Origin of the sequence: Fictibacillus barbaricus, from assembly GCF_031457135.1 — a bacterium.
Taxonomy (GTDB): domain Bacteria; phylum Bacillota; class Bacilli; order Bacillales; family Fictibacillaceae; genus Fictibacillus; species Fictibacillus barbaricus_A.
This window is the reverse complement of record NZ_JAVDWA010000007.1, coordinates 93,326-115,511: the sequence shown is the minus strand read 5'-3', so window position 1 is coordinate 115,511 and position 22,186 is coordinate 93,326. Positions and strand designations below refer to the sequence as shown.

22 protein-coding genes are annotated in these 22,186 nt (G+C 38.6%); 8 read left to right on the top strand and 14 right to left on the bottom strand.

Annotation, left to right across the window (positions count from 1 at the left end; genetic code table 11):
* Positions 1–13: 13 nt before the first annotated feature.
* The 4 genes from J2X07_RS16665 to J2X07_RS16650 all read right to left on the bottom strand — a co-directional run bounded on the left by J2X07_RS16665 (position 14) and on the right by J2X07_RS16650 (position 6,047).
* Positions 14–1,324, bottom strand: a complete 1,311-nt coding sequence (locus tag J2X07_RS16665; RefSeq protein WP_310261277.1) for a DUF4179 domain-containing protein — start codon at positions 1,322–1,324, stop codon at positions 14–16.
* The gene (locus tag J2X07_RS16660; RefSeq protein WP_310261275.1) at positions 1,317–1,838 is read right to left on the bottom strand and encodes a sigma-70 family RNA polymerase sigma factor; all 522 of its coding nucleotides are present in this window, start codon (positions 1,836–1,838) and stop codon (positions 1,317–1,319) included. Before J2X07_RS16660 ends, J2X07_RS16665 begins: the two co-directional genes overlap by 8 nt.
* Positions 1,839–1,951: 113 nt before the next feature.
* Entirely contained in the window at positions 1,952–5,104 is a 3,153-nt protein-coding gene (locus J2X07_RS16655) for a DEAD/DEAH box helicase (RefSeq protein ID WP_310261273.1), read from the bottom strand.
* 196 nt (positions 5,105–5,300) lie between these two features.
* The gene (locus J2X07_RS16650) at positions 5,301–6,047 is read right to left on the bottom strand and encodes a L,D-transpeptidase family protein (protein WP_310261270.1); all 747 of its coding nucleotides are present in this window, start codon (positions 6,045–6,047) and stop codon (positions 5,301–5,303) included.
* A gap of 193 nt (positions 6,048–6,240) precedes the next feature.
* Between J2X07_RS16650 and J2X07_RS16645 the strand changes: the two genes are divergently transcribed.
* Together J2X07_RS16645 and J2X07_RS16640 are read left to right on the top strand one after the other, a co-directional pair.
* Entirely contained in the window at positions 6,241–6,762 is a 522-nt protein-coding gene (locus J2X07_RS16645) for a GNAT family N-acetyltransferase (RefSeq protein ID WP_310261267.1), read from the top strand.
* A 72-nt stretch (positions 6,763–6,834) separates the two neighbouring features.
* A complete protein-coding gene (locus J2X07_RS16640) occupies positions 6,835–7,098 on the top strand; it encodes a hypothetical protein (protein WP_310261264.1) in 264 nt (87 codons plus the stop codon).
* Positions 7,099–7,132: 34 nt separating this feature from the next.
* Here J2X07_RS16640 and J2X07_RS16635 read toward each other — a convergent pair whose 3' ends face one another.
* Complete coding sequence (locus tag J2X07_RS16635; RefSeq protein ID WP_310261260.1) at positions 7,133–8,311, bottom strand: toxic anion resistance protein; 1,179 nt, start codon at positions 8,309–8,311, stop codon at positions 7,133–7,135.
* Entirely contained in the window at positions 8,298–8,963 is a 666-nt protein-coding gene (locus J2X07_RS16630; RefSeq protein ID WP_310261257.1) for a 5-bromo-4-chloroindolyl phosphate hydrolysis family protein, read from the bottom strand. The genes J2X07_RS16635 and J2X07_RS16630 overlap by 14 nt, the downstream gene beginning before the upstream one ends.
* A 327-nt stretch (positions 8,964–9,290) precedes the next feature.
* On the opposite strand from J2X07_RS16630, the gene J2X07_RS16625 reads away from it, so the two are divergent.
* Positions 9,291–9,836: a hypothetical protein gene (locus J2X07_RS16625; RefSeq protein WP_310261254.1), complete on the top strand. Its 546-nt coding sequence runs from the start codon at positions 9,291–9,293 to the stop codon at positions 9,834–9,836.
* 88 nt (positions 9,837–9,924) lie between these two features.
* On the opposite strand, the gene J2X07_RS16620 is transcribed toward J2X07_RS16625, so the two are convergent.
* Positions 9,925–11,397 carry a sodium:solute symporter family protein gene (locus J2X07_RS16620; protein ID WP_310261252.1) on the bottom strand — a complete coding sequence of 491 codons (1,473 nt, stop codon included), beginning with the start codon at positions 11,395–11,397 and terminating at the stop codon, positions 9,925–9,927.
* Positions 11,394–11,570 carry a DUF3311 domain-containing protein gene (locus J2X07_RS16615; RefSeq protein WP_310261413.1) on the bottom strand — a complete coding sequence of 59 codons (177 nt, stop codon included), beginning with the start codon at positions 11,568–11,570 and terminating at the stop codon, positions 11,394–11,396. The genes J2X07_RS16620 and J2X07_RS16615 overlap by 4 nt, the downstream gene beginning before the upstream one ends.
* Positions 11,571–12,476: 906 nt before the next feature.
* Here J2X07_RS16615 and J2X07_RS16610 point away from each other — a divergent pair.
* Positions 12,477–13,577 carry a PRK06851 family protein gene (locus J2X07_RS16610; protein WP_310261250.1) on the top strand — a complete coding sequence of 367 codons (1,101 nt, stop codon included), beginning with the start codon at positions 12,477–12,479 and terminating at the stop codon, positions 13,575–13,577.
* Between the two features lie 90 nt (positions 13,578–13,667).
* A complete protein-coding gene (locus J2X07_RS16605; protein ID WP_310261247.1) occupies positions 13,668–14,120 on the top strand; it encodes an SgcJ/EcaC family oxidoreductase in 453 nt (150 codons plus the stop codon).
* Between the two features lie 49 nt (positions 14,121–14,169).
* On the opposite strand, the gene J2X07_RS16600 is transcribed toward J2X07_RS16605, so the two are convergent.
* The 5 genes from J2X07_RS16600 to recQ form a co-directional block, all read right to left on the bottom strand.
* Complete coding sequence (locus J2X07_RS16600; protein WP_310261244.1) at positions 14,170–14,361, bottom strand: hypothetical protein; 192 nt, start codon at positions 14,359–14,361, stop codon at positions 14,170–14,172.
* A gap of 160 nt (positions 14,362–14,521) precedes the next feature.
* The gene (locus J2X07_RS16595) at positions 14,522–15,367 is read right to left on the bottom strand and encodes a 1,4-dihydroxy-6-naphthoate synthase (protein ID WP_310261242.1); all 846 of its coding nucleotides are present in this window, start codon (positions 15,365–15,367) and stop codon (positions 14,522–14,524) included.
* Positions 15,367–16,020 (bottom strand): futalosine hydrolase, encoded by a 654-nt coding sequence (locus J2X07_RS16590; RefSeq protein ID WP_310261239.1) that lies wholly within the window; start codon positions 16,018–16,020, stop codon positions 15,367–15,369. Before J2X07_RS16590 ends, J2X07_RS16595 begins: the two co-directional genes overlap by 1 nt.
* Before the next feature lie 18 nt (positions 16,021–16,038).
* Positions 16,039–17,235, bottom strand: a complete 1,197-nt coding sequence (locus J2X07_RS16585) for a class I SAM-dependent rRNA methyltransferase (protein WP_310261410.1) — start codon at positions 17,233–17,235, stop codon at positions 16,039–16,041.
* A complete protein-coding gene (recQ, locus tag J2X07_RS16580) occupies positions 17,235–19,373 on the bottom strand; it encodes a DNA helicase RecQ (RefSeq protein WP_310261237.1) in 2,139 nt (712 codons plus the stop codon). The genes J2X07_RS16585 and recQ overlap by 1 nt, the downstream gene beginning before the upstream one ends.
* 129 nt (positions 19,374–19,502) lie before the next feature.
* Here recQ and J2X07_RS16575 point away from each other — a divergent pair, with 129 nt between their 5' ends.
* The 3 genes from J2X07_RS16575 to J2X07_RS16565 all read left to right on the top strand — a co-directional run bounded on the left by J2X07_RS16575 (position 19,503) and on the right by J2X07_RS16565 (position 21,137).
* Positions 19,503–19,850, top strand: coding sequence for an ASCH domain-containing protein (locus tag J2X07_RS16575; RefSeq protein WP_310261234.1), 348 nt, complete (start codon positions 19,503–19,505; stop codon positions 19,848–19,850).
* 14 nt (positions 19,851–19,864) lie between these two features.
* Positions 19,865–20,305 carry a hypothetical protein gene (locus tag J2X07_RS16570; RefSeq protein WP_310261231.1) on the top strand — a complete coding sequence of 147 codons (441 nt, stop codon included), beginning with the start codon at positions 19,865–19,867 and terminating at the stop codon, positions 20,303–20,305.
* 538 nt (positions 20,306–20,843) lie between these two features.
* Positions 20,844–21,137, top strand: a complete 294-nt coding sequence (locus J2X07_RS16565) for a hypothetical protein (protein WP_310261228.1) — start codon at positions 20,844–20,846, stop codon at positions 21,135–21,137.
* A gap of 19 nt (positions 21,138–21,156) precedes the next feature.
* On the opposite strand, the gene J2X07_RS16560 is transcribed toward J2X07_RS16565, so the two are convergent.
* Positions 21,157–22,077 (bottom strand): carbon-nitrogen hydrolase family protein, encoded by a 921-nt coding sequence (locus J2X07_RS16560; protein WP_310261225.1) that lies wholly within the window; start codon positions 22,075–22,077, stop codon positions 21,157–21,159.
* Positions 22,078–22,186: the final 109 nt, after the last annotated feature.

The window sequence follows — 22,186 nt, the reverse complement described above, 5'->3', positions numbered from 1 at the left end:
CTCAAATTTAATATTATTTAATTCTTATCTTTTCGTGACCTTTTATCCAAGAGGGATAATAGTTTAATTCTATTGATATTGGATTTTTATAAGTGTTCTTTGGCGGGAGCTTAATACCTAATTCAGTAAGCCCCTTCCTATCACTTGAACTCATTGACTGTTCATGTACCTCTATTTTATTCCCGTTTGCGTCAGTAATATCTCCGAAAAGTTCAAAATTAAATGCTTTGTTTGAATGAAGCTCAAATACAAGCCCTCTTTCTTCCTCAAACCGGATGTTCTGCAGCATTTCTCCATTTGGCTGTTTTTGGATTTCCAACTTGTCTGTATCAACTATAACTATTAAATCTTTTTTATCAACCGCCTGTGCACTGTTTAGAACTAAATAAAGCTCTTTTGGATCTGTGAAATAGTTACTTTGCAAATAGATTTCTTGCTCTGTATCTTTGTCACCTAATCCGGTAGCACCATTTGAAATTTTTCCCCATACTTCATTGTTCTCATCAACAAGTCGGAGGTCCTCAAGATTAAGAATCTGTTTTGTATTATTCGGATTCATCTTTAAATGGATAGCTACTCTTAATGGGTAAATGTCAGCTTTTTCTACGTAAATCTTCTGGCCTTCCAGTTCCATTGTTTTATTTATTGTGTATTCTTTTTTTGCTTTAAAATCGTTTAATGTAAAAGGTAATGAGAATTTCTTTCCTTTTACCTCTATATTAATCACATAATTCTTAGCCGTTAAAGGTGCCTCAAAAAAGTATTCAATTTCACCGCTAAATGAATGCTCACCTTTTTCAGACTGATGAAGTTCTCCGTATGAAATAGAAGCTTCATCTAATACCGTTCCATCTTTGGCTTTTAAATTTACTTTATCAATCTGAATTTCTTTGATCTTTTCCTTAGATTGCAGGGTGTAAAAAAGAACAATTCCTTTTTCATCTGAAATCGTGCCATCGATGGTTACTTTCAAACCGTCTTTTTCATCAGATACACCTTGCTTTTGGTAGTACTTTTTTTCAACAGCTGCCATTCTGCCTTTATCATCATCTATAAGCTTTACGATCTTTTCCATCCCTGGTATTTCGGAAATGTAACTCGCAAATGCTGGTGAGATCTTTATAGAAGAAAATAACCCAATGAGCAATAAAGCTGCTATTACAAAACTGTAGATTCCTCGCATTTTTCTTGTCCGTTTCCGTTGTTCAGATTTCGCTTTATGAAACCCAGCCATTATTGCGTTATCCAATGAACCTAGCGAAACAGGAATATTATCTAATTCATTTTTATAATGACCCAATTTTTCCTCTTCGTTTTTAAACATCGAGATTTCCTCCTTTCTCCTCCAGCTTGGATCGTAAAGATTTTAATGCCTTGTTTAGCCATGTCTTTACCGTTCCTTCAGGGCACTGCATGCAATGAGCAATATCTGTGATCTTCAAATCATTAAAATATTTTAACGTTAGAATCTCGCGAGATCGTTCATCTAACCCCAGCATGGCGTCCTTCAACTCCATTTCGGAATAATTCTCGGATACCACTTGAACGTCCAGCAATTCGTCGTTTAATACGAGTCTCTTCTTCTTTTTTAATTGATCATTGCAATAGTTGATCATAATGCGAATTAGCCATGTCTTAAAAAATGCAGGTTCCTTCAGCTTACGGATACTTTTATATGTTCGGTAAGTCACATCTTGAACGGCTTCCAACGCCTCTTCTTCATTTCTTAGATAAGATAAAGCTGTTTTATAAAGATCTATTTTATAAGTTTGTATGAGCTGCAAAAATGCTTCATCATCGCCCTTTATTGCTTTATTGACTGCTTGCTCTGTCTCCAACTTTTCGCCCCCTTAACCCCTATCTATATATTAGACCTTCAGAACTGGAAAAAGTTTTGAAATAAAAAAAAAAAAAAATCAGCCCTATTTTTTCAAGAGCTGATTCTTCTTATTTATAGGATATTTTTATTAGCTTTTGGAACAAGATAAGGTGGCATTTCCTCATGCAACCGCCATTGAATACTTACGGGTTTACTTCCATAATGACTAACATGCTCAACTGTCCCTAGGAAAATAAATGGTGATGTGTATCCATTTTCTTTTTTATATTCACGAACAAATAAAGCAATTTGATGATTATTCTTGCAGTGATTAATATATCGTTGAGCTGTACCGCTCCCCTCGGCTACTGTACTTTGAGATTGCCAATGAAACAACCTCTCATTTACTGCATAATCATCATAAAGTGTTGAGGGAGAGAAATCTTTTTCGGATTTATTTAAAGTTGTAAAAAAGATATCAAGATTTTTATCACTAAAATGTTTAACACCTTCACGAAAGGCTGGGCTCTTTTCCTCGTTAAAATAACCAAGTGCAGCCAAAACTTGCGCCGTAGAATACTTACCATGAACGCGTAATGGAGTAGTAAATTTAAAATTAGTTTTATGTTCGATCGTATCCAGAGATTTATAAAGGTAGTTAAGTACAGATAAAATTTCAAATTTAAATTCATATGAAGATAGAATCCTTTGTATTCCTTCTTCAATAGAAGTAAGTCCTTCTTTTTCTGGACAAGATTTATAAAAGGAATAATAAAACATGGCAAGCATTAGATGCTCGTCTTCATTGGTCGCTGAACCTTCATTAATGTATGTGATTAAAAATTTTAAAAGATGACTTGAATTTAAATGAAAAAGTGATGGTAATCTTTTTGTGATCAGTTTCTCATTACTACAATCAAAATCTGGTTTAACTCCAGCTTCTACCATCATTCGACTAAGGCTTCGGTCCCCGTTCTTACCATATAAGTCATATAAACTTAAATGATGATAGGTAAGGAAATTGCTGAGTGTTAATGGTAATTCAGTATCTTGCTCAAAATGTTTCATTTTAGATATTAAGTTAGCTTTTGTGTTTGATGATGATTTTATATTCCTCAAAATATAATCTTTTGCTTGTTTCTCTAACTGAATGAAACATCCCTTAGGTAGGTTAAAAAATCCATTCTCAACATAGAATTGCACCGAGTGCTTCGTTCTCCCAATTAACGCTCGAAATTTTTCTTCAAAATTATAGTTTTGATGGGCTTGTCCTACAAAATCTAGAACCGTTAAGCAGTCTTTTCCATCGCTTAAACGCAAACCACGACCCAATTGTTGAAGAAAGACAGTTAAGCTTTCTGTAGGTCTTAAAAAAAGTACTGTATTTACTTGAGGGATATCAATTCCTTCATTGTATAGATCAACAACAAAAATAAACTTAATTTCTCCACTTATAAGCCTTGTTTGTGCTTCTCTACGAACAGAAGGTTGAACTTCTCCATACAAAGCTATTGATGGAATTCCAACTTGATTAAAGAATTTGGACATGTATTTTGCATGTTCTACTGACACACAGAATCCAAGGCCTTTTACATCATCTAAATCCGTGACATATTTTTTGACACTCTTTACAATCAAATTGCTTCTCATCGAATTAGAAGTGTACACGTTCTCCAAACCTTTAATTTCATACCCTTTTCGACTCCATTTCAACTTCGAAAGATCCACCGTATCACTTACACAAAAATACTGAAACGGACTTAGCAACTTTTTATCTACCGCTTCTGTTAAACGCATTTCTGCTGCAATTGTATCATCGAAGTAGGACAAAATATTTTTACCATCCATCCGTTCTGGTGTTGCTGTTAATCCTAATAAAACTTTCGGTTGGTAATGATTTAATAACTTTTGATATGATTCTGCGGCAGCATGATGAAATTCATCCACGATTATAAAATCATAATAATCTTCCGTAGTTCGCTCATAGAGCTTTTTACTGTTAAAGCTTTGGATACTTACAAATAAATGATCAATTGATGTTGGTATACTATTACCAACTAGCATTTCACCAAAGTTCGCATCCTTTAAAATTGCTCGGAATGTATTTAAGCTCTGCTTTAAAATTTCTTCACGATGCGCAACAAACAGCAGTCGCGCAGATCCTTTGTTTTGTGCTCTAAATCTTTTATAATCAAATGCGGATATTACAGTTTTACCTACACCTGTTGCAGCTACCACTAAATTTTTCATCCGTTTGTGAATTAATCTTTCGGCTTCCAAATTATCGAGAATTTCTTTTTGATAAAAAAATGGTTGAATATCAAATACGAAATGAAGATCATTTTTTTCACGTAGCTTTTCTTTAGAAAGAGCTAGCCTAAGTAGCTCATGGTCTTGTTCGCTTTCCAAATTAAATTTTTTAAACTCATTATCATTCCAATAACTTTCAAATGTCGCTTCAAACTTTTTTAAGATATCGAATGAATCCTTCTCTGTCACTTTAATATTCCATTCCAGTCCTGATGTTAGTGCTGGATTGGACAAATTGGAAGATCCAATATAAGCGGTACTAAATCCTGTTTCACGTTTAAACAAATACGCTTTCGCATGAAGACGAGTGCGATTTACATCGTACGAAATCTTAATTTCGGTATTTGGCAGTTTGCTCAATTCAATAATGGCTTTATAATCAGTGGCTTCCATGTATGAAGTTGTTATGACACGAAGCTTTTTTCCAGCTTCGGTAAAAGTCTTTAATTCTTCTAAAATACAACGTAAGCCGCTCCACTTAATAAAAGAGATAAGCATATCAATAGAGTCTGCAGATAAAATCTCCTTTTTTAATTCACCCATCATACTCGGTTCATAATTAGATCCAGTAAATAGAGAACTTTGAGAAATAGGCGTTTCTGGACGAATTGTCTCACCTTTTCGTAAACTACGAACTGAATTTATTCTTGAATAAATAGAAGTTAATACTTCGCCCTCTTCTTCAATCTTCAATAACCGAAGTTCATCATCATCTAATCTTTCACTTAATATGGTTATAATGTCATTGCATGTTTGAATTTGATGAAGTAGAGCTACCTTATCATCCTTTTCATTATCTCGAACAAACTTTAAAGCCCTTCTAGTAACTGCAGAAATGTATGAAGACAGTAACTTTCTAGCTTCCTCAACATCCATCTGTTCTTTTTCAACATCAAACTGCTCTAATTCTAAATGAGCAAGGTCTCCCTTGAGCTTTTGAGTAATAATCTCTTCATAAATTCCTTGTTTGAGCATAACTCACCTCTGAAGTGTGTCTTTTAACTAGTTTACTAGAATATTTATCCTAAAAAGGTATTGGTTTATAAAAAAGCAACACATTATTTTATAACAACTTATGAGTTAAATATTACCATTTAATTACCTTTATCAATAGATCTTTACAAGAAAAAACCCTCACCACCAATGGCAAGGGTTTTAAACAAGTGTTTAATTAAAACATCCCCAGCGCTTTTTTCGTTGCTGGTCCTACGATCCCATCCACTGTTAGTTTCTTTGCCTTTTGGAATTTGCGTACAGCAGCATCCGTGTTGGCTCCAAAGATGCCGTCGGTTCCTTTTGTACTATATCCTAAGTTTGTGAGCCTCGTTTGAAGTTCTTTTACTTCTGCACCTCGGCTTCCTTTTTTCAGATTATAGATGGAGTAAACAGGTACAGTTGATCCATTCGTCACTTTATAACCATTTGCTGATGCGATGGCTGTAAAAGTTTTACCTGATGTCGTAATAATAACCGGTGTGTTCACTGGAATTCTGGCGTAAAGCCATTGCACGTCATTATTATACATACGAATACAACCCGCACTCACATATCCTCCAATGGAATTTGCATTGTTGTTTCCATGAATAGCGTATGTTGTTCCCCACGTCCCTCTTGCATTTAGTCCCAGCCAGCGGTTTCCTAAAGGATTTCTTGGATCTCCACCTGGTATATGTCCTGTATAATAAGGCCTGTTTACGATTTTATTCACAATTTTAAAGCTGCCCTCAGGTGTATAAGAAGGCTGCCGCCCTGTACCTACCTTAAATGTTTTAACTACTTTATTATTCTCGAAATACGCCAGCTGGTTGTTCGCTTTATTTATGATGATTAAAGAAGAAGCTGCGGCTGTTGCTGGCTGAACAAAAATGAACATAAAACAAAACATAAGTAACGCAGTAACGATTTTTTTCGTCTTCATTCCTTCGCTCCTATTCCTCAGAAAAATTTAAAATCCTCATATTCTATGCGAGGTAATAGGAACTGCATGCTTATTTCGTAAAAATTTTAATAAAAAAATCATGAATATTAAGCTTGTACCAGGAATAGACTGATAGGTTATATTTAACGTAAGGATCATTTAAAGAAAGTAGTTGAACGCGATGCGCAAAATTATGCTAAAAAACAATTTAGAAGTTGAGATCAGAAAAGTTGAAAAAGAAGACGCTCAAAGCATAATCGATTTTTATAACGTGGTCGGGGGAGAAACAGATTTTCTTTCTTTCGGGAAAAATGAGTTTAAGAAAGAACGTGAAGAATACGAGGCGTATATCGGAACGGTTTCAAAAGAAGAGAATTCCATTATGCTGCTCGCGAAGATTGACTCTCAGATCGTGAGTATTGCAACCATTAATTCTTCACAAAAAGAAAGAACGATGCATGTCGGAACACTAGGAATCGTAATTTCTGAAAAGTACACTGGTCTGGGGCTTGGGAGAATATTGATGAATGAACTGATCGAGTTTACAAAACAGAACGGGATTACACAAAAAATTAGTCTTGTTACACGAGAAGATAATGTTGTGGCGATTGAGCTATATAAGAAGCTAGGCTTTGAAGTGGAAGGCGTTTTTAAAAAAGATAATATGATTAACGGCCAGTATTACGATACGATCGCAATGGGGTTGTTCATCTAAAAATAATTTCAAATATTCCCCTGTCGCGTTAGAGCTTTCATTAATACGATATTGCAAAAAGGAGATTTGGATATGAAGATTAAACACCTGTTATCTTATTTATCTATTATCTTTTTAGGCGTTTTAGCTGTTACAAATGAAAGCATCAAGGAATTTTTTAGTAAGTTCCGCCGGGGATTATTTATATTTGAGTTCTTTACTCTTATTGCTGCCATTTATTTAATTAGACTAGTTGACTCCCATTTTAAAGATAAAGGCTTATCCAAAAAAGAATCTACTGTGTATGGGTTATTCTCTCTCACTATCTGCGGTACGGCCATTTATTTTACTCATTAAAAACACTCGGAGTTCTGCTCCGAGTGTTTTTGTGTTATTCCCCTTTAATCTCCAGCAGCTTCTGTCTTAAGCCGATCTCCATTGTAGCAAGCTCTTCTTCTGCAAGACGGCGTTTTATTCGGCCTTCTTCCTGGATACGAAGTGTTTCTTCTAAAGTGGATAGTAAATTTTCCTGTGTTTTCTTTAGTGTTTCGATATCGATCAATCCGCGTTCGTTCTCTTTTGCTACTTCAATTGTGTTTGTTTTAAGCAGTTCTGCATTTTTCAAAAGAAGTTCATTAGTTGTTTTGGACACCTGCTTTTGAGCTTCCACAGCATTTCGCTGTCTAATAAGGGTAAGTGCAATTGCCACTTGGTTTTTCCATAAAGGAATTGCTGTCATGATCGACGATTGAACCTTTTCAATAAGTGCCTGGTTCGTGTTTTGAATCAAACGAATCTGAGGTGCACTTTGGATCGTAATCTCCCGGCTAAGCTTTAGATCATGCAGCCTTTTATCCAAACGGTCAGCAAACTGGACCATGTCGTTTACTTCTTGGTATTTCATCTGATCATTCGTTTGCTCTGCCACTCTTCTCATCTCTGGAATCGTGACTTGATTCAGTTCATCCAGCTTTAATTCTCCGGCTGCGATATACACATTGAGTGCTTGGAAATATTCTTTATTGTTTTCATAAAGCTTCTCAAGCATCACGATATCGGACATCAATACGTTTTTGCTTCCCTCTAGCTTCACAGAGATTCGGTCAATTTGTGCCCCTGTTTTTTGGTATTTGGAAAGCACTTCTTGAACTGATCCTGAAATCTTTCCAAACATGCGGTTAATTAAAGTTGGTTTTGTTGACTTCAATTCTTCAGGATTCACATCATGCAGCTTTCGCATTAAGTCATTGATGATTTCACCGATCTGCCCAGTATCTTTCTTTTTGACATGCTCTAGCATCGTATTAGAAAACGATAAAAGCTTTGCTTGTGCAGGTGCTCCGTATGTAATCATCGTCTGATGATTGGTGGGATCAATCTGCTTAGCTAACTGATACGCTTTTTCCTTGTTTTCTTCGGGAAGCACATCAATAAGTCTAACCTGCTTATTTTCGTTATGGTTTTCGGTTAGTTTCGATTCTTTTTTATTTTCACCGAACGGATTAGACAATAGCTCATCCATGAGGTTTGCGTCATCATTATTAAACAGGGGTGCATTATTTTCGCTCATTTATATCTCCTGCCTTTGTTATGAATTGTGATTCTTTTATAGACCTGATCGAGTTCTTTGCTACATCAATCTCAAAATTCAGCTCTTCTATATCATTAGATAGAACATCATATAAATCCTTCTCGATATACGTTTTCAGCTCATCCATCGTGCTTTTCGTTTCGACCAAAGACTTTGTGATCTCTGCACTTTTTTTCGGCTGAGACAGCAAGAACATATATTTTTCTGTTAGCTCCACGATCGAATCCAGGTGAGAGAAGTAAAATGGCTCTGCTTGGTAAAATCGCCGAGGCTCTTTTTTTGTTAAGCTCTGAATCTTTCTGATGATCCGAACGAGTTCAACTCTTTGCTTTAAAGACGGCAAGTCCCGAATGGAAAGCAGGGTCTTTTGCAGACGCAGAATCTTTGGTTTCGCTTCGTCTATATTTTGCTTAATGAATTTATATTCTCCTCTTGTGAGCTGATGTTTCGATAGAAATCGATGCTTGGAAAAAGCTCCGGCTGCTGTATATGCGGTAATTCCGCCTGCTATGGAAATTCCTGATGCTAGGAGATATGTTTGATTCAAATATAAATATCCGATGCTCCATACCCCAATGGAAGCTGGCACGGCTATCATCATGCGGAGTATAAAGGATAATATACCGTTCATAATAATCGACTCCTGACGTCAAACTTCTTTCTACTCTATACATACGTAAGTACAAGTTTGGGAGTTTCGTATACAGCGAAAAAAGTTTCCATATATTATCTTTCTATTATTACCTTACATCTCCCTTCCTAAAATGCCCATAGCTCCAAGATGTAATGTGTTCTAAGACTTGAGGCGTATATGAAATCAAAAGGAAACAAAATAATAGGCTTGTTTGAGTTAAAGAATATTATTTCTTTTATAAGTATATCTCATTCTAAATGGAAATTTATGTTATTATTTCTACATAAGTTAAACTATTTTTAGTTTGCCGTAGAGGGGGATTTGATGAAAAAACTTTGGCTTGTTCCTTTGTTATTGTTTTTGTTACTCTTTGGTTGTAAGGATGGTAGCAACGGTAGATTAGATACATCTCATTTAGAAAAAGTTGAACCAAAAGGAAATGTAACTGAAGAACAATTAAAAAACAGTCCGATTAGCTACGAACCATCATCACTAGACGAAGGTTTGGATGCACTTCCGTTTAAGTTAAAGATCCCGAATGACATTCCGTTTGAAGCTAAACCTCTTCAAATGTCTACGATTGAGGATTTTAAACACGATGGAAAAAATTTGAGGGTGAATTTTACAACAACTGCTAAGGATAAATCTGATGTGATTTTACTAATGATTACAGTTCATAATTTCAAAGTTGAGTATAGTGATTCTGGGAAAGATGTTCGATTATCTAATGGTGTTGTAGGTAATTATAGCGGAAACTCACTTATCTTTGAAAAAGACGGTATTTATTATGATGTTAGTTATAACAACAGGAACATCTCGCCAGATCAACACAAAAAAGATATTATTCACATAGCCAAGCAAATGTTATGAAAAATCAAAAGCACTGCAAAAAATGCAGTGCTTTTATTATTGCTAACTAATATGAAATTTTAATATTAGGACGACCTTTTTCTCGTCGTTATGCCGTTTCCGTTTTACTGCTCGTTACAGATATTGGTCTTGTTACTAAACTCACAACTACCAATACAACCATGTTGACGATTAAGGCGATGATTCCTACGTTAAAATCTTTGATTGCTTGCGGCAGGAAAGGGAACAATGAACCTATTGTCGATTCGGAAATGGTAATATACGCAACAGTCGCAACACCTGTTAGAATACCGGCAAATGCTCCTGGCTTTGTTACAAAATTACGCTTCATTAAGCTAAATAGTAAGGTTGGGAATAGCTGGGTCACGAGACTGTACCCCATCAATAAAAGGGTTACGAGTGTGTTTCCGCCTTTAAACGTAAAGAAGACAGCGATTAAAGCAACGACTGGGACAAGGTATCGAGCTGTTTTTGCTACTTGTTGATCCGTTATTTTTGGATTTAGAGCCTGATAGATATTCTTAGCTAACAGTGTCGCTGCTGACATTAAGATCATTGACCCAGGAACGAGCGCGGTTAGTATTCCAGCTGCTCCGATTACTCCAACAATCCACGGATCAAACGTTGCAATCGATATGCGCAATAATGCCAAATCTCCTTCAGGTCCTTCTAACCCGGGAACTTTTAGGATTGCGGCGAAACCTACAAAGAAAACAAACACTAAAATCAGCTGGTAAACCGGCATAATGATCGCATTTTTACGAAAGACTTTTTCGTTTTGTGCCGAATAAACAGAACCAAAAGAATGGGGCCACATATAGAACCCTAGTGCCGTTAATAAGACTGTCGTTACAAACCAGGATGGACTCATTCCCGTATCAGGAAGAGCAAGAAAGCCTGGCTTTGCACTTTCAACTGCCTCAAACATCGGCTGGAATCCTCCGTAATAATGCACCGGCAGATAGATTCCTAGAAATAATACAACGATAAGAATCAAAATATCCTTAGCTACTGCTGTCCATGCTGATCCATGAATACCGGAAAACATAACATAAACGGTCACTACCGTTAATCCAATCCAGATAGCTACAGTAGGAGAAATCGTACCGTATGATGCTTCAGAAACGATGATACCAAGCCCCTTCAGCTGCAGAACGAAATAAGGAATCATTGCAACAACACCAACTAAAGATACTAATATTCCTAAATAAGGACTTTTATATTTGCTTACAAAAAAGTCCGACTGCGACATGAGATTATGATCTTTTGCATAGCGCCAGATCTTCGGAAGCAGAAAATAAGACATGATATACGCCAAACATCCATAACCGATTATATAAAAGGTCGGGCCGCCTTTTCCGTATGCCCAGCCGCTTCCTCCCAGGAACGTAAACGTCGTATAAATTTCACCCGCCATCAGCAGGAAAACAAAGATTGTCCCGAATCCTCTGCCACCAACTGTCCATTGCTCTAAATCCATTTCTTTCCCTTTTCTTGCTTTAATACCAAGGTATATACATAAAATCATAACGGCAAAAATAATGATGAGTGCTGAGTTCATCGGGCTTCACCTTCCTTATTTTTCGGATCAAGTTTGTAGATGACCATCATGAGAATAGTAGTGATAACAACCCAAATGACACAATAGCCAAGCAGGAATGGCATGCCAAATAAATAAGGAGTCACTCTGTTCGCAAAAAAAGTTCCGCCCAACAGTCCGACAAAAGGTATCATAGCAAGTAATTTTATCAATGTTCTCAACGTTAACCCTCCCTATTCTTCTTCAACAATAAACTATAAACTGGAAACTTATGTATATATAAAACAAAGACGCTGAATATGTGTACCATACATAAACAGCGCCTTTAACTTAAATTAACCTTATTCACTTATACGTTCTTTCCTTTCTTACTAATACACATGTGCTAGCTACTTTTTACATAACTAGACTTCAATCAATTGTCACTCGTTTCAATCAATTGCCTTGCATTAGAATAAATTTTTCGTCTTGCTTGGTAAATTCCCACATACTCACATATTGCGAAAATAGTTTTCACGGACTATTCTCTCTTGCAACATGATTTTAGTATGTTTCGCTCACATACGTCATTGGAATCTAACCTTTCATTAAGTGTTTCACGTGTCCCCGCATATCCACACATCTCGAAATCAGTTATCACGGGCTGATCTCTACCTGGATGTGATTTAATATGCTTCGCTTACGTGTGTCATTGGAATCACCCTCTTTCACTGAGAGTTGCTGCGTGTCCCCGCATACCCACACATCTCGAAATCAGTTTTCACCGGCTGATTTCTAACTGGATGTGATGTTGATATGCTTCGCTTACCTATTTCACTGGAATCACGCCTTCCTTTAATGAAGTTTGTGTTTCATTTGTTAAGTACACTTTAACCCATTTTAAAGATTATTTAAATATTCAGAATAATCAATATTATGTGATTTGAGGTGTTTTTATTCCACTTTTCAGACTCGTCCTTTTTCTTTCGTACAATTCCTTTATATTTCATCATATTTCAACAATTTAATAATTAAATACAGTTTAGGCATTCACCTATTTACCCCTGCTAACATAGACTATTCATTGAAATACACCCGATTTTGGAAGGAGTGTTTTTAATTTGGCAGGAAAAATTTTAAATTATTATGCTGGCGGCAATACAGCTCGAGGATTTCATAATTTATTTGAATCCAATCTAAGCGGACTTGAACGATTGTTTATTTTAAAAGGCGGACCAGGAACAGGCAAGTCCACATTAATGAAGGCAATCGGGAAAAAGTGGAACGATATCGGTTACGATGTGGAATACATTCACTGTGCGTCAGACAACGGCTCGATCGATGGTGTAATTTTACGTGCCCTGAAAGTTGGGATTGTTGACGGAACTTCCCCGCACGTTATTGAACCAAAAGCTCCAGGGGCTCTTGAAGAATATGTGAACCTTGGTGCCGCATGGAATTCCGTACAGCTTGCGGAAACAAAAGATGAAATTATAAAGCTGTCCGATTCGATTTCCGGAGATTTTGCAACGGCTTACTCTATTTTTCATGAGGCACTTCTCGTCCACGACGAATGGGAAAAGATATATATCGAAAATATGGATTACAGCAAAGCCGATGAACTGACAGATGAATTGATCGAAACATTTTTTGCGAAGAAAATAAATCGGCAGGCGAATGTTTTTCATCGTTTTTTAGGGGCTGCAACACCTCAAGGCGCAGTTGATCATGTACCTAATTTAACGGAAGGCTTGAAGGAACGTTTTTTCATTAAAGGACGGCCAGGTTCAGGAAAGTCGACTTTATTGAAAAAGCTCGCATCTGAAGCGGAGAAATCTGGTTATGATGTTGAAGTTTATCATTGCGGCTTTGATCCAAACAGCTTAGACATGATTATCGTCAGAGAACTAAGTTTTGCGATCTTTGATAGTACAGCACCACATGAATATTTTCCTGAGCGTGCTGGCGATTCAATCATCGATATGTACGCAAAAACGATCACACCTGGAACCGACGAAAAACATGCTGCAGAATTAAAAGAAATCAGCGGACGTTACGCAGATAAAATGAAAGAAGCCATCAGCTTTTTAGCAGAAGCGAAACGTAAGCATGATGATCTTGAGAACTACTATATCGGTGCGATGGATTTTAATAAAATCGCTGAGATACAAAAACAGCTGGATCAAGAGATTGAAAAGCTGGCAGTTGCAAGACAAAAATAATTAACTTTGAGGCAAAGTCGTCATCGCTAAATGACGGCTTTTTTTGTTATGCTAAATTTATCAAAAACCGTACAGTAGGAGGAATAGCGTATGGAGTCTTCAACAGAAAAAAAGGTACAAGATCTCTATTTAAACTTTTTGGATGCGTGGAATGATCGCAGTGCACGGGGTATGGCTGATTATTTTATAGCAGATGGCGAGATGATTGGGTTTGACGGTAGTCAGGTGAATGGACGAGAAGATGTTTATTCACATCTGCATCCTATTTTTGAAAATCACCCTACCCCTCCTTATTTCGGCAAGGTGAAAAGCATATCTTTTCTTAGCGAGGATGCCGCGTTACTGCGTGCGATTGCTGGTATGATGCCTGAAGGGAAAACAGAGCTAGTTCCTGAATTGAACACGCATCAAACGTTGATCGCTGTTAAATCTGATGGCGAGTGGCGGATTAAGCTTTTTCAAAATACTCCCGCTCAGTTTCATGGAAGACCTGAGCTTGTGGAGCAAATGACAGCAGAGCTTAGTGAACTGCTGGGTAAATAAGAAGAGCCCGCTGAACGTTCAGCGAGCTCTTTTTTTAATTTTAGTAAGACTAACGTTTTCCTAATATCTCGAGAAATCCTTTATATATTAAAACGACTGCAAATATAAGGACTGTCAGGATAGCGATGATCTTAAGTGCTGGACCGAATGCCGCTAAAAATGTTCCAGCTACAGGCAACCCAAGTAGAAAATAACCCGCTAATAAAGCACCAATTAATGTTAATACGTTTGCATTAGACATATTGCGCCTCCCTTTTACAGATTTCCCTGCTTGATATAGGATATGCTCGTTAATTAAATAGGTTAATTAAATGATAGAAATAATTTTCGGCTCTGATTTCATTTCATGTGTTGAATACAAAAAAACTGGCTCAACTGAACCAGTTTTTATCTATATCCTATTATTTTAGCAATTCCGCGTAGTCTTTCTTCGGAATAATACCTTCATCTGCGGCACGATTCAATAAAGTCGTAACTGCTTCAAAGCCGCTCTGACCAAGATCAGCGGTAAAATCGTTCACATACAGATTGATGTGAGACTGGGCCACATCTGGTGACAGTTCACTTGCATGCTGCATGACATATTTCTGCGAAGCTTCAGGATGTTCCCATGCGTATTCAACTGATTCTTTGATCCACTTGCTGATCGACTCCAAATCTAGTGATTGGCGGGCGATAATAGCACCAAGCGGAATCGGAAGACCGGTGTCTTCTTCCCACCAGTTCCCCATGTCGGCTAATAGATTTAGCCCGTAATTTTGATAAGTAAAACGAGCCTCATGAATAACAAGACCAGCATCAATTCGCCCTTCTTTTACGGCAGGCATAATTTGATCAAACGGCATCACAACGATTTCGCCGACGCCTCCGGGAACATTTTGTGCTGCCCATAATCGGAATAATAGATAAGCGGTAGAACGTTCACTTGGAACGGCTACCTTTTTACCTGATAGCATGCCCGGCGTAACTTCACCTGGCTCATTCACCAAAACAAGTGGCCCGCATCCGCGTCCTAAAGCTCCGCCACAATGAATGAGTGCGTATTTATCCAATACCCAAGGAAGGGCTGCGTATGAGATTTTCACCACATCGAGCTCATCAGATCGCGCAGCTAAGCCGTTCGTAATATCAATATCAGCGTATGTTACGTTAAATTCCGGTGCACTAGGCACTAAGCCGTGAACGAGCGCGTGAAAAACGAATGTATCATTGGGACATGGTGAAAAAGCAATATTTAATTTATTCATTACAGTACCTCCACTATTACTCTACTAGCTGCTTCTAGTGTACCGAATGCTTCTTTCATCCGCCAAGCAGAACGATCCCGGGGACCAATATGGTTTGAAATCGAACGGATTTCCAAAACTGGAACTCCAAACTCTTCAGCAGCCTTCGCGACTCCATACCCTTCCATCGCTTCAGCAACCGCCCGTGGTTCGCGTGACATTAAGTCAGTTGTCGTATCAGCCGTACCTGTTACTGTCGATAGTGTTAGAATTGCACCTGATTGAACCGGTATCCTAGCTTCGTTCAATGCTTCAGACAGACTGGCTACCAGCTGCTCGTCGACTTTAACACGTGTCGAGGCGCCGAATCCAAGCTCGTCAAGCGGTATAAACCCTTCTGGAGATTCAGCACCAAGATCAGCAGAAACGATTTCATCTGCAATCACGAGTGAACCCGGATCGGCTTTTCCGGCGAATCCGCCGGCAATCCCCATATTGATGACGAGATCATACTCCCCGGCAGACAATGCCTTAACCGTTTGAATGCCGGCAGAAACCGGACCTACCCCTGCTAGCTCTACATCGTATCTATCGGTCTCACCAATTCCTCTTAAAATCGCTTCACGCTCGGCGGAAACGGAGGTCATGATTAAAATGCGGTGATTTTTTCCCATAACAAGATCCCCCGCTTTCTACTTTATCTTTTGAATGAACACTACTTTCAGGTAGTTTCCTTCTTTGAACTCTCGATGTGTTTTAAAATCTGAAGGCAGCTTGAATTCTTCTAAAATTTTATAGTTGAAGCCTGTTTCTTCAAAAGCTTGATTGATGAACTCTTTAAACTTCCTCATACCAAACGTACTGCAGTTGGACGATGCTACGATCACACCATTGTCCTCTGTAATCTGGATGGCTTGTGCTAATAACTCGGGATAGTCCTTCCCAGCACTGAACGTATGCTTTTTGGAACGGGCAAAGCTTGGCGGGTCGAGAATAACAAGATCAAACGACAGCTGTTTTCTTACCGCATATTTGAAGTAGTTGAACACATCTTCTACGATGATGTCATGATCTTCGTACACAAGGCCGTTCACGCTGAACTGCTCTTGTGTTTTGCTGCGGCTTCTGTTTGCAAGGTCTACACTTGTCGTTTTAGCTGCACCGCCTAGAGCAGCGGCTACTGAAAATGCGCCAGTGTACGAAAATGTGTTAAGTACCGTTTTACCGCTTGCATATTGATCTCGTATTGTTTTTCGAACGTCGCGCTGATCCAGGAATACACCAACCATTGCGCCATCGTTTAAATAAACAGCAAAATGAATGCCATTTTCTCTAACGATTAACGGGCTAGGTGCTTCTTCACCTTCTACAAAATCATTGTCCTCGATGTATTTTCCTTTTACAGCAAACCGTTTCTTTTCGTATAAGCCTTTTACTTTCACGAGCTGCTTTAATGATGTAACGATTTCATCTTTAAACGCATAGATTCCTTCACTGTACCAAGTAATTACGTAATAGCCGTTATAATGATCAATCGTCAGACCGCCGATTCCGTCTCCTTCACCATTAAAAATACGGAAAGCCGTTGTTTCATAATCGTTATAAAAAGACTCGCGAAAATCGATCGCTTTCTTCAGCTTCTTTTCAAAAAAGCTTTGGTCGATGAGTTCTTGAGCATTATTAGTCAGCACCCATCCGCGCCCTTTATTTTGTTTCCCGTAATAGCCTTTTCCGAGAAAATCATTTCTCTCATCAAAAAGCTCAATAATTGTTCCTTCTTCTTTTACATGGTGTAGATTTTGAACTGTATCCTCTGTAATCAATGGAAAGCCAGATTTAAGACCCTTCACATATGAAGATTTCACTTTTAACCGTATGCTTTTTTTCATCATGTCACCCGTTTCTCATTCTCATTTTGTAGTAAAAACACTTTGATCATAAAATAGCTCACTTCATCAGGAAGCAGTTCTTTGATCGGCTTTAATTTTTCGCCGCCCGCTTGTTCGATGGCATTTTCAATCTCTGACACATACTCATCTGGAATGAGATCTTCCATATGAACGTCCATTCCTTCTTGCATGCATTGAATGAGATGGCTCTCCACTGTACTTACTGCGAGATCGCGATGCTCTGCAATTTCCGCTACACTCATCTCTTCTTTATAAAACGTATACGTTTCAAGATGCGAGTTTGGCGTTGTTTTCTTCGGTTTCGTGATGGGGTCTGTCCCCTTTACGGCTGCTTCTCTCCGCTCTGGATTTTGAACCAGATATTCTGTGATGGCTTCAATAAACTGTTCACCGTACTTTTCCAGTTTATTTTGCCCCACTCCGGTAACGGTTAAAAACTCTTCTTTTGAATGCGGCTGTTTCACACACATATCTTTTAATGCCGTATCTGCAAAAATAACGAATGGCGGAACGTTCTCTCTTTCCGCAATTTCTTTACGAACTTTACGAAGCTCTTCGAACAATGGGTCATCAACCGCAACTTGCTTCGTCTGTACCGCTTCTTTCCGCTTTACAATTTCTTTTCCTAAAAGAACGTCTTTCCCTTTTTCTTTTATATAAAGGGTCGGAAAGGTGCCGTGTTCTACAGCGATCAGTTCTTGTGAAATAAAAAATTCGATAAAATCTGTTACTTCTTTTATTCCTTTTTCTTTCATAAGACCATAAGTCGGAAGTTTATCAAGGCTTAGCTCGAGTACTTTTTTACTCTTAGAACCTGTCAGCACTTGGGCGATGATGGTTTTCCCGAATCGCTTCTGACCCATTCTCACGATACATGACAGTACGATTTGGGCTTCTCTTGTCACATCGATGCTTTCGCGTGAATCCGTACAGTTTCCGCAGCGTCCGCATGGCGGTGTTTCCACATTGCTGAAATACCGTACAATAGACGTTTGCAGACAGCTTTCGGTATGACAGTAATCCACCATGAGCTGCAGCTTTTCAAGTTCCTGCGGCATGCGATCAGGTTCACTCGATTGATCAATCAAGAACCGCTGCACTTGTACGTCCTGTGACGAGTACAGCAGAATACATTCACTCGGAAGGCCATCACGACCGGCACGTCCTGCTTCTTGATAATAGCTTTCCATGTTTTTCGGAAGCTGATAATGAATGACATACCGAATGTTCGATTTATCGATTCCCATACCAAAAGCAGATGTAGCCACCATCACACTTGACTGGTCTTGTAAAAACGCCTCCTGCTGCTCCATCCGTTCAACATCGTTCATACCTGCATGATAGCGCGAGACGTTGATCCCGCTCTTTTTCAGATGATCGTACAGCTGATCCACCGTTTTTCGTGTAGCCGCATAGATGATCCCTGCTTCTTTTTCATTCTTTTTAATAAAATCTTTCAAAAATCCGAGTCTGTCTTGTCCTTTAATCACCGAAAATGATAGGTTTTCCCGTTCAAAACCTGTGAGTACTGTATTATTTTCGTCGATATCCAGCGACCAGCAAATATCCTGGCGAACTTTTGGTGTCGCTGTGGCTGTTAACGCAAGAACAGTCGGCCGTTTCGGCATGGTTCCTATCATTCTCTGAATACGCTGATAGCTTGGACGGAAATCATGTCCCCATTGTGAAATACAGTGGGCTTCATCCACTGCAATCAAAGGAATATCCAATTCTTTTAAATGCTCCATAAAGTCGTAGGACTCTAGTCTTTCTGGTGCAATATATAAAAGCTTATATTCTCCGCTTTTCGCCTTCTCAATGCGTTCTCTCGTTTCTAGTCCAGTGAGTGAACTGTTGATAAAAGCAGCGGAAATGCCTAATTGAAGTAATGTATCTACTTGATCTTTCATTAAAGAAATCAAGGGAGAAATAACGATTGTCGTCCCCTCAAATACAAGCGCCGGAATTTGGTAGCAAATCGATTTTCCTCCGCCTGTCGGCATGACACAAAGTGTGTCTTCTCCATTCAATACCGACTGTATCGCCTGCTCTTGCCCCACCCGGAATGACGAGTAACCGTAATGCAGCTGCAGCATCTCTTTTGCTCTTTGTATCAAAACTTGTTTGTCCTCCTCCGGTAATCTACTCTCTTGATTATAAGGGTACCATCACTACAATAGCAAAAACACTTATTTAGTAAAATATGATACATTAGATAGGAATTAAAAATTTGGGAGGCCACTAAAATGACGAATAACGAAACAAACCATACATTACCGCCAAAAACGTGTTCCGTAGAAAGACTTGTTACAATGCCTTCTGACGTTGAATTAGTAATCGCAGGCAAAAAGACTGCTACTCGCCGTAACGGCAGATATGCAGATGTTGGTGAGATCATGGAATTAAACGGCCATAAATTTGTCGTTGAAAATGTGTATGAACAATCATTAGGTGAACTGACAGATGAACATGCAAAACAAGAGGGCTTTGAATCTGTAGAGGCTTATAAAGAGGCAATTTTATCTTACCACCCAGGTATGCCTTGGCTTCCGCACATGAAAGTTTGGGTTCACGAATTCAGCCCTGTTAAATAAGGGTAGGAATAAGAATGGACTTTCTATACAGAATCCTTCTTTACATACATATCCTTAGTGTTATCGTTTCAATCGGTCCTTTTTTTATTTTGTTTCCGATTGTAAAAAGACTGCGGACTGCTGGTGAAACAGAAATGAACGCCCATCTCGGGACATTTCGTTTTATTGTGAGACTGGCAAAGCATTCAGGACATGTGCTAGTGGTTTCAGGAATCCTGATGGTTCTTACAGGACCGTGGACTTGGGGTACGCCATGGCTTTTAACAACCCTCGTTATCCTGTTCTGCTCGCTGTTATTTTTAGCGCGCGCCTTTTCACCGACACTAAGAAAATTTAATGAAGAAGGCCACGATAAAGAAGCACTCGCAAAAAAATTAAACAAAGCGGTTTGGATCTATATCCTTTTATTAATGGTCATGCTTTGGTTCATGGTCGTAAAACCGTATTTGTGGTAAAAAGAGAAAGCAACCCGCCTGCACATATGTGTAAGTGGGTTGTTTTTTTACTTTAGCTGTTTTCGTAACCTTTGCTGCTCTTGGAAGTGGTTGATTTCCGTTTCAGGTTGCTCCCTTTCCGCGGGGCAGACGGTGAGCCACATTCGTACGTTTCACTTTTAAGTGTCTCACCTGCCCGCCTGTCCCGCAGGAGTCTCGCACCTTACACTCCAATCAACTTTCAAGGGAGTTAAAAAAGAAAAGAGCCTTTCAAAAAGCTTGTTGCTAATATTTTAGATTGTTCTTCTTAGAGCAATTAATTGAAGCGAAAGACGAGACTCCTGCAGGATGAGTGGGACAGGTGAGACCAATCAATATCGCTAAGCGATGATTGGGTTCACCGCACACCCTGCGGAAAGCGAGTCCAGCAGCGGAAAATTAACAGCCTTCATAAGCAACAAAGTTTACGCAAAAAGTCTTTATTTTTGATAGCCATTTTATTTCGTTAATTGTTATATAATGGAATAATAAAACATTAAGTAATCGAAGGATGTTGAAAATGAAAGCAAAAAAGAAACTTGAAATAATGGGTTCTGCAAAAAACGCAGATACCGGATTTGAAGATATATTAAACTTATCTACGGGTTGTAAGTTTTCTGACTGCACTCATACAAACGAAACTGACTGCGTCGTTAAAAAAGCCATTGCTGAAGGCATTCTTTCAGAAGAAAAATTCAATCACTATTATCAAGTGAAATACGCAGCTGCATATGTGTCTAAACAACGAAATAAAACGAAGGCAATGGATTATATGAAACAGAGAAAACTTTTTCAAAGATCTGATTTAAAGTAATTGTGATTAGACTAACCGGTTAGAAACTCTTTCTATCAACCGACCTTTCATCCTTGACGATTGTTCCACTATGATAAATTCCGTTTATCGAACGGTCTCGCCAAGCAACAGTAGAATCATAGAGATCTTCCTCTGTATCCACTTCTGTTATCAAGACTCCCGCTGCATTTCGGCGCAGGCGGCCTGTTGTAACCCCATCTGCTCTTACGAAAAAGCTAGACCAGCAGCTTTCTTTTGCGGAACTATTGCTGGCACTGATCCACATGAAATTGTTAGCTGCGTAACTGATCATAGTAGCAGGCATCGTAATGCCCGGAAACGTCATCGTCATGCCTGAGTTATATTTTTTGTAATCCATAAAAGCTGCCTGCATCGCTTCCAATCGTTCCGATCCGACATTCGCAGCATGATACGAGTGAAACATCACTTGTACCCCTTTTTTCTTATACTCTCGATACAGTTCTGGATAGCGGTAATCATGACAAATCTGAGTTCCGCAAACAATGCCGTTTATTTCGAACGTACTGAAATAACCGCCTGACGTGTAGTGAGCAAGATCACCTGTTTGTTCCGTTTCATCTCCGGCACAGAACATTTTATCGTAGCGATCGATGAGTTCACCTTTAGGGTTAATGATGTACAAGCTGTTGTGCGGTTTATGACTGCCTGTTAGTTGATGAGTCGTACCTAAAACAACCCAAATACCCAATTCCCTGGTACAGTTTAATATCTCAATCGTACATTTTTTTAGCAGATTCCAATCAAATCCTTCATGCGAAGGCATGTCGACTCCTGCATATCCCGAAAGTGCCGCTTCTGGAAAGTGAGCGACATCTGCTCCTTTTTTCTTTGCCATTTTTATTTGTTTCACTATGTAATCCTTATTACGCTTAATGTCAGATGAAACAGGAAACTGACATGTGGCCACCGTCATTTTCATAATTAATCACTCCGATTCGCTTGGATGAATTTAAATTTACAATTCAGGCTGCTTCTCTTGTTGATCTATGGAAAACATTCTACAAAAAGAGCTGCTAATCCTACCAATA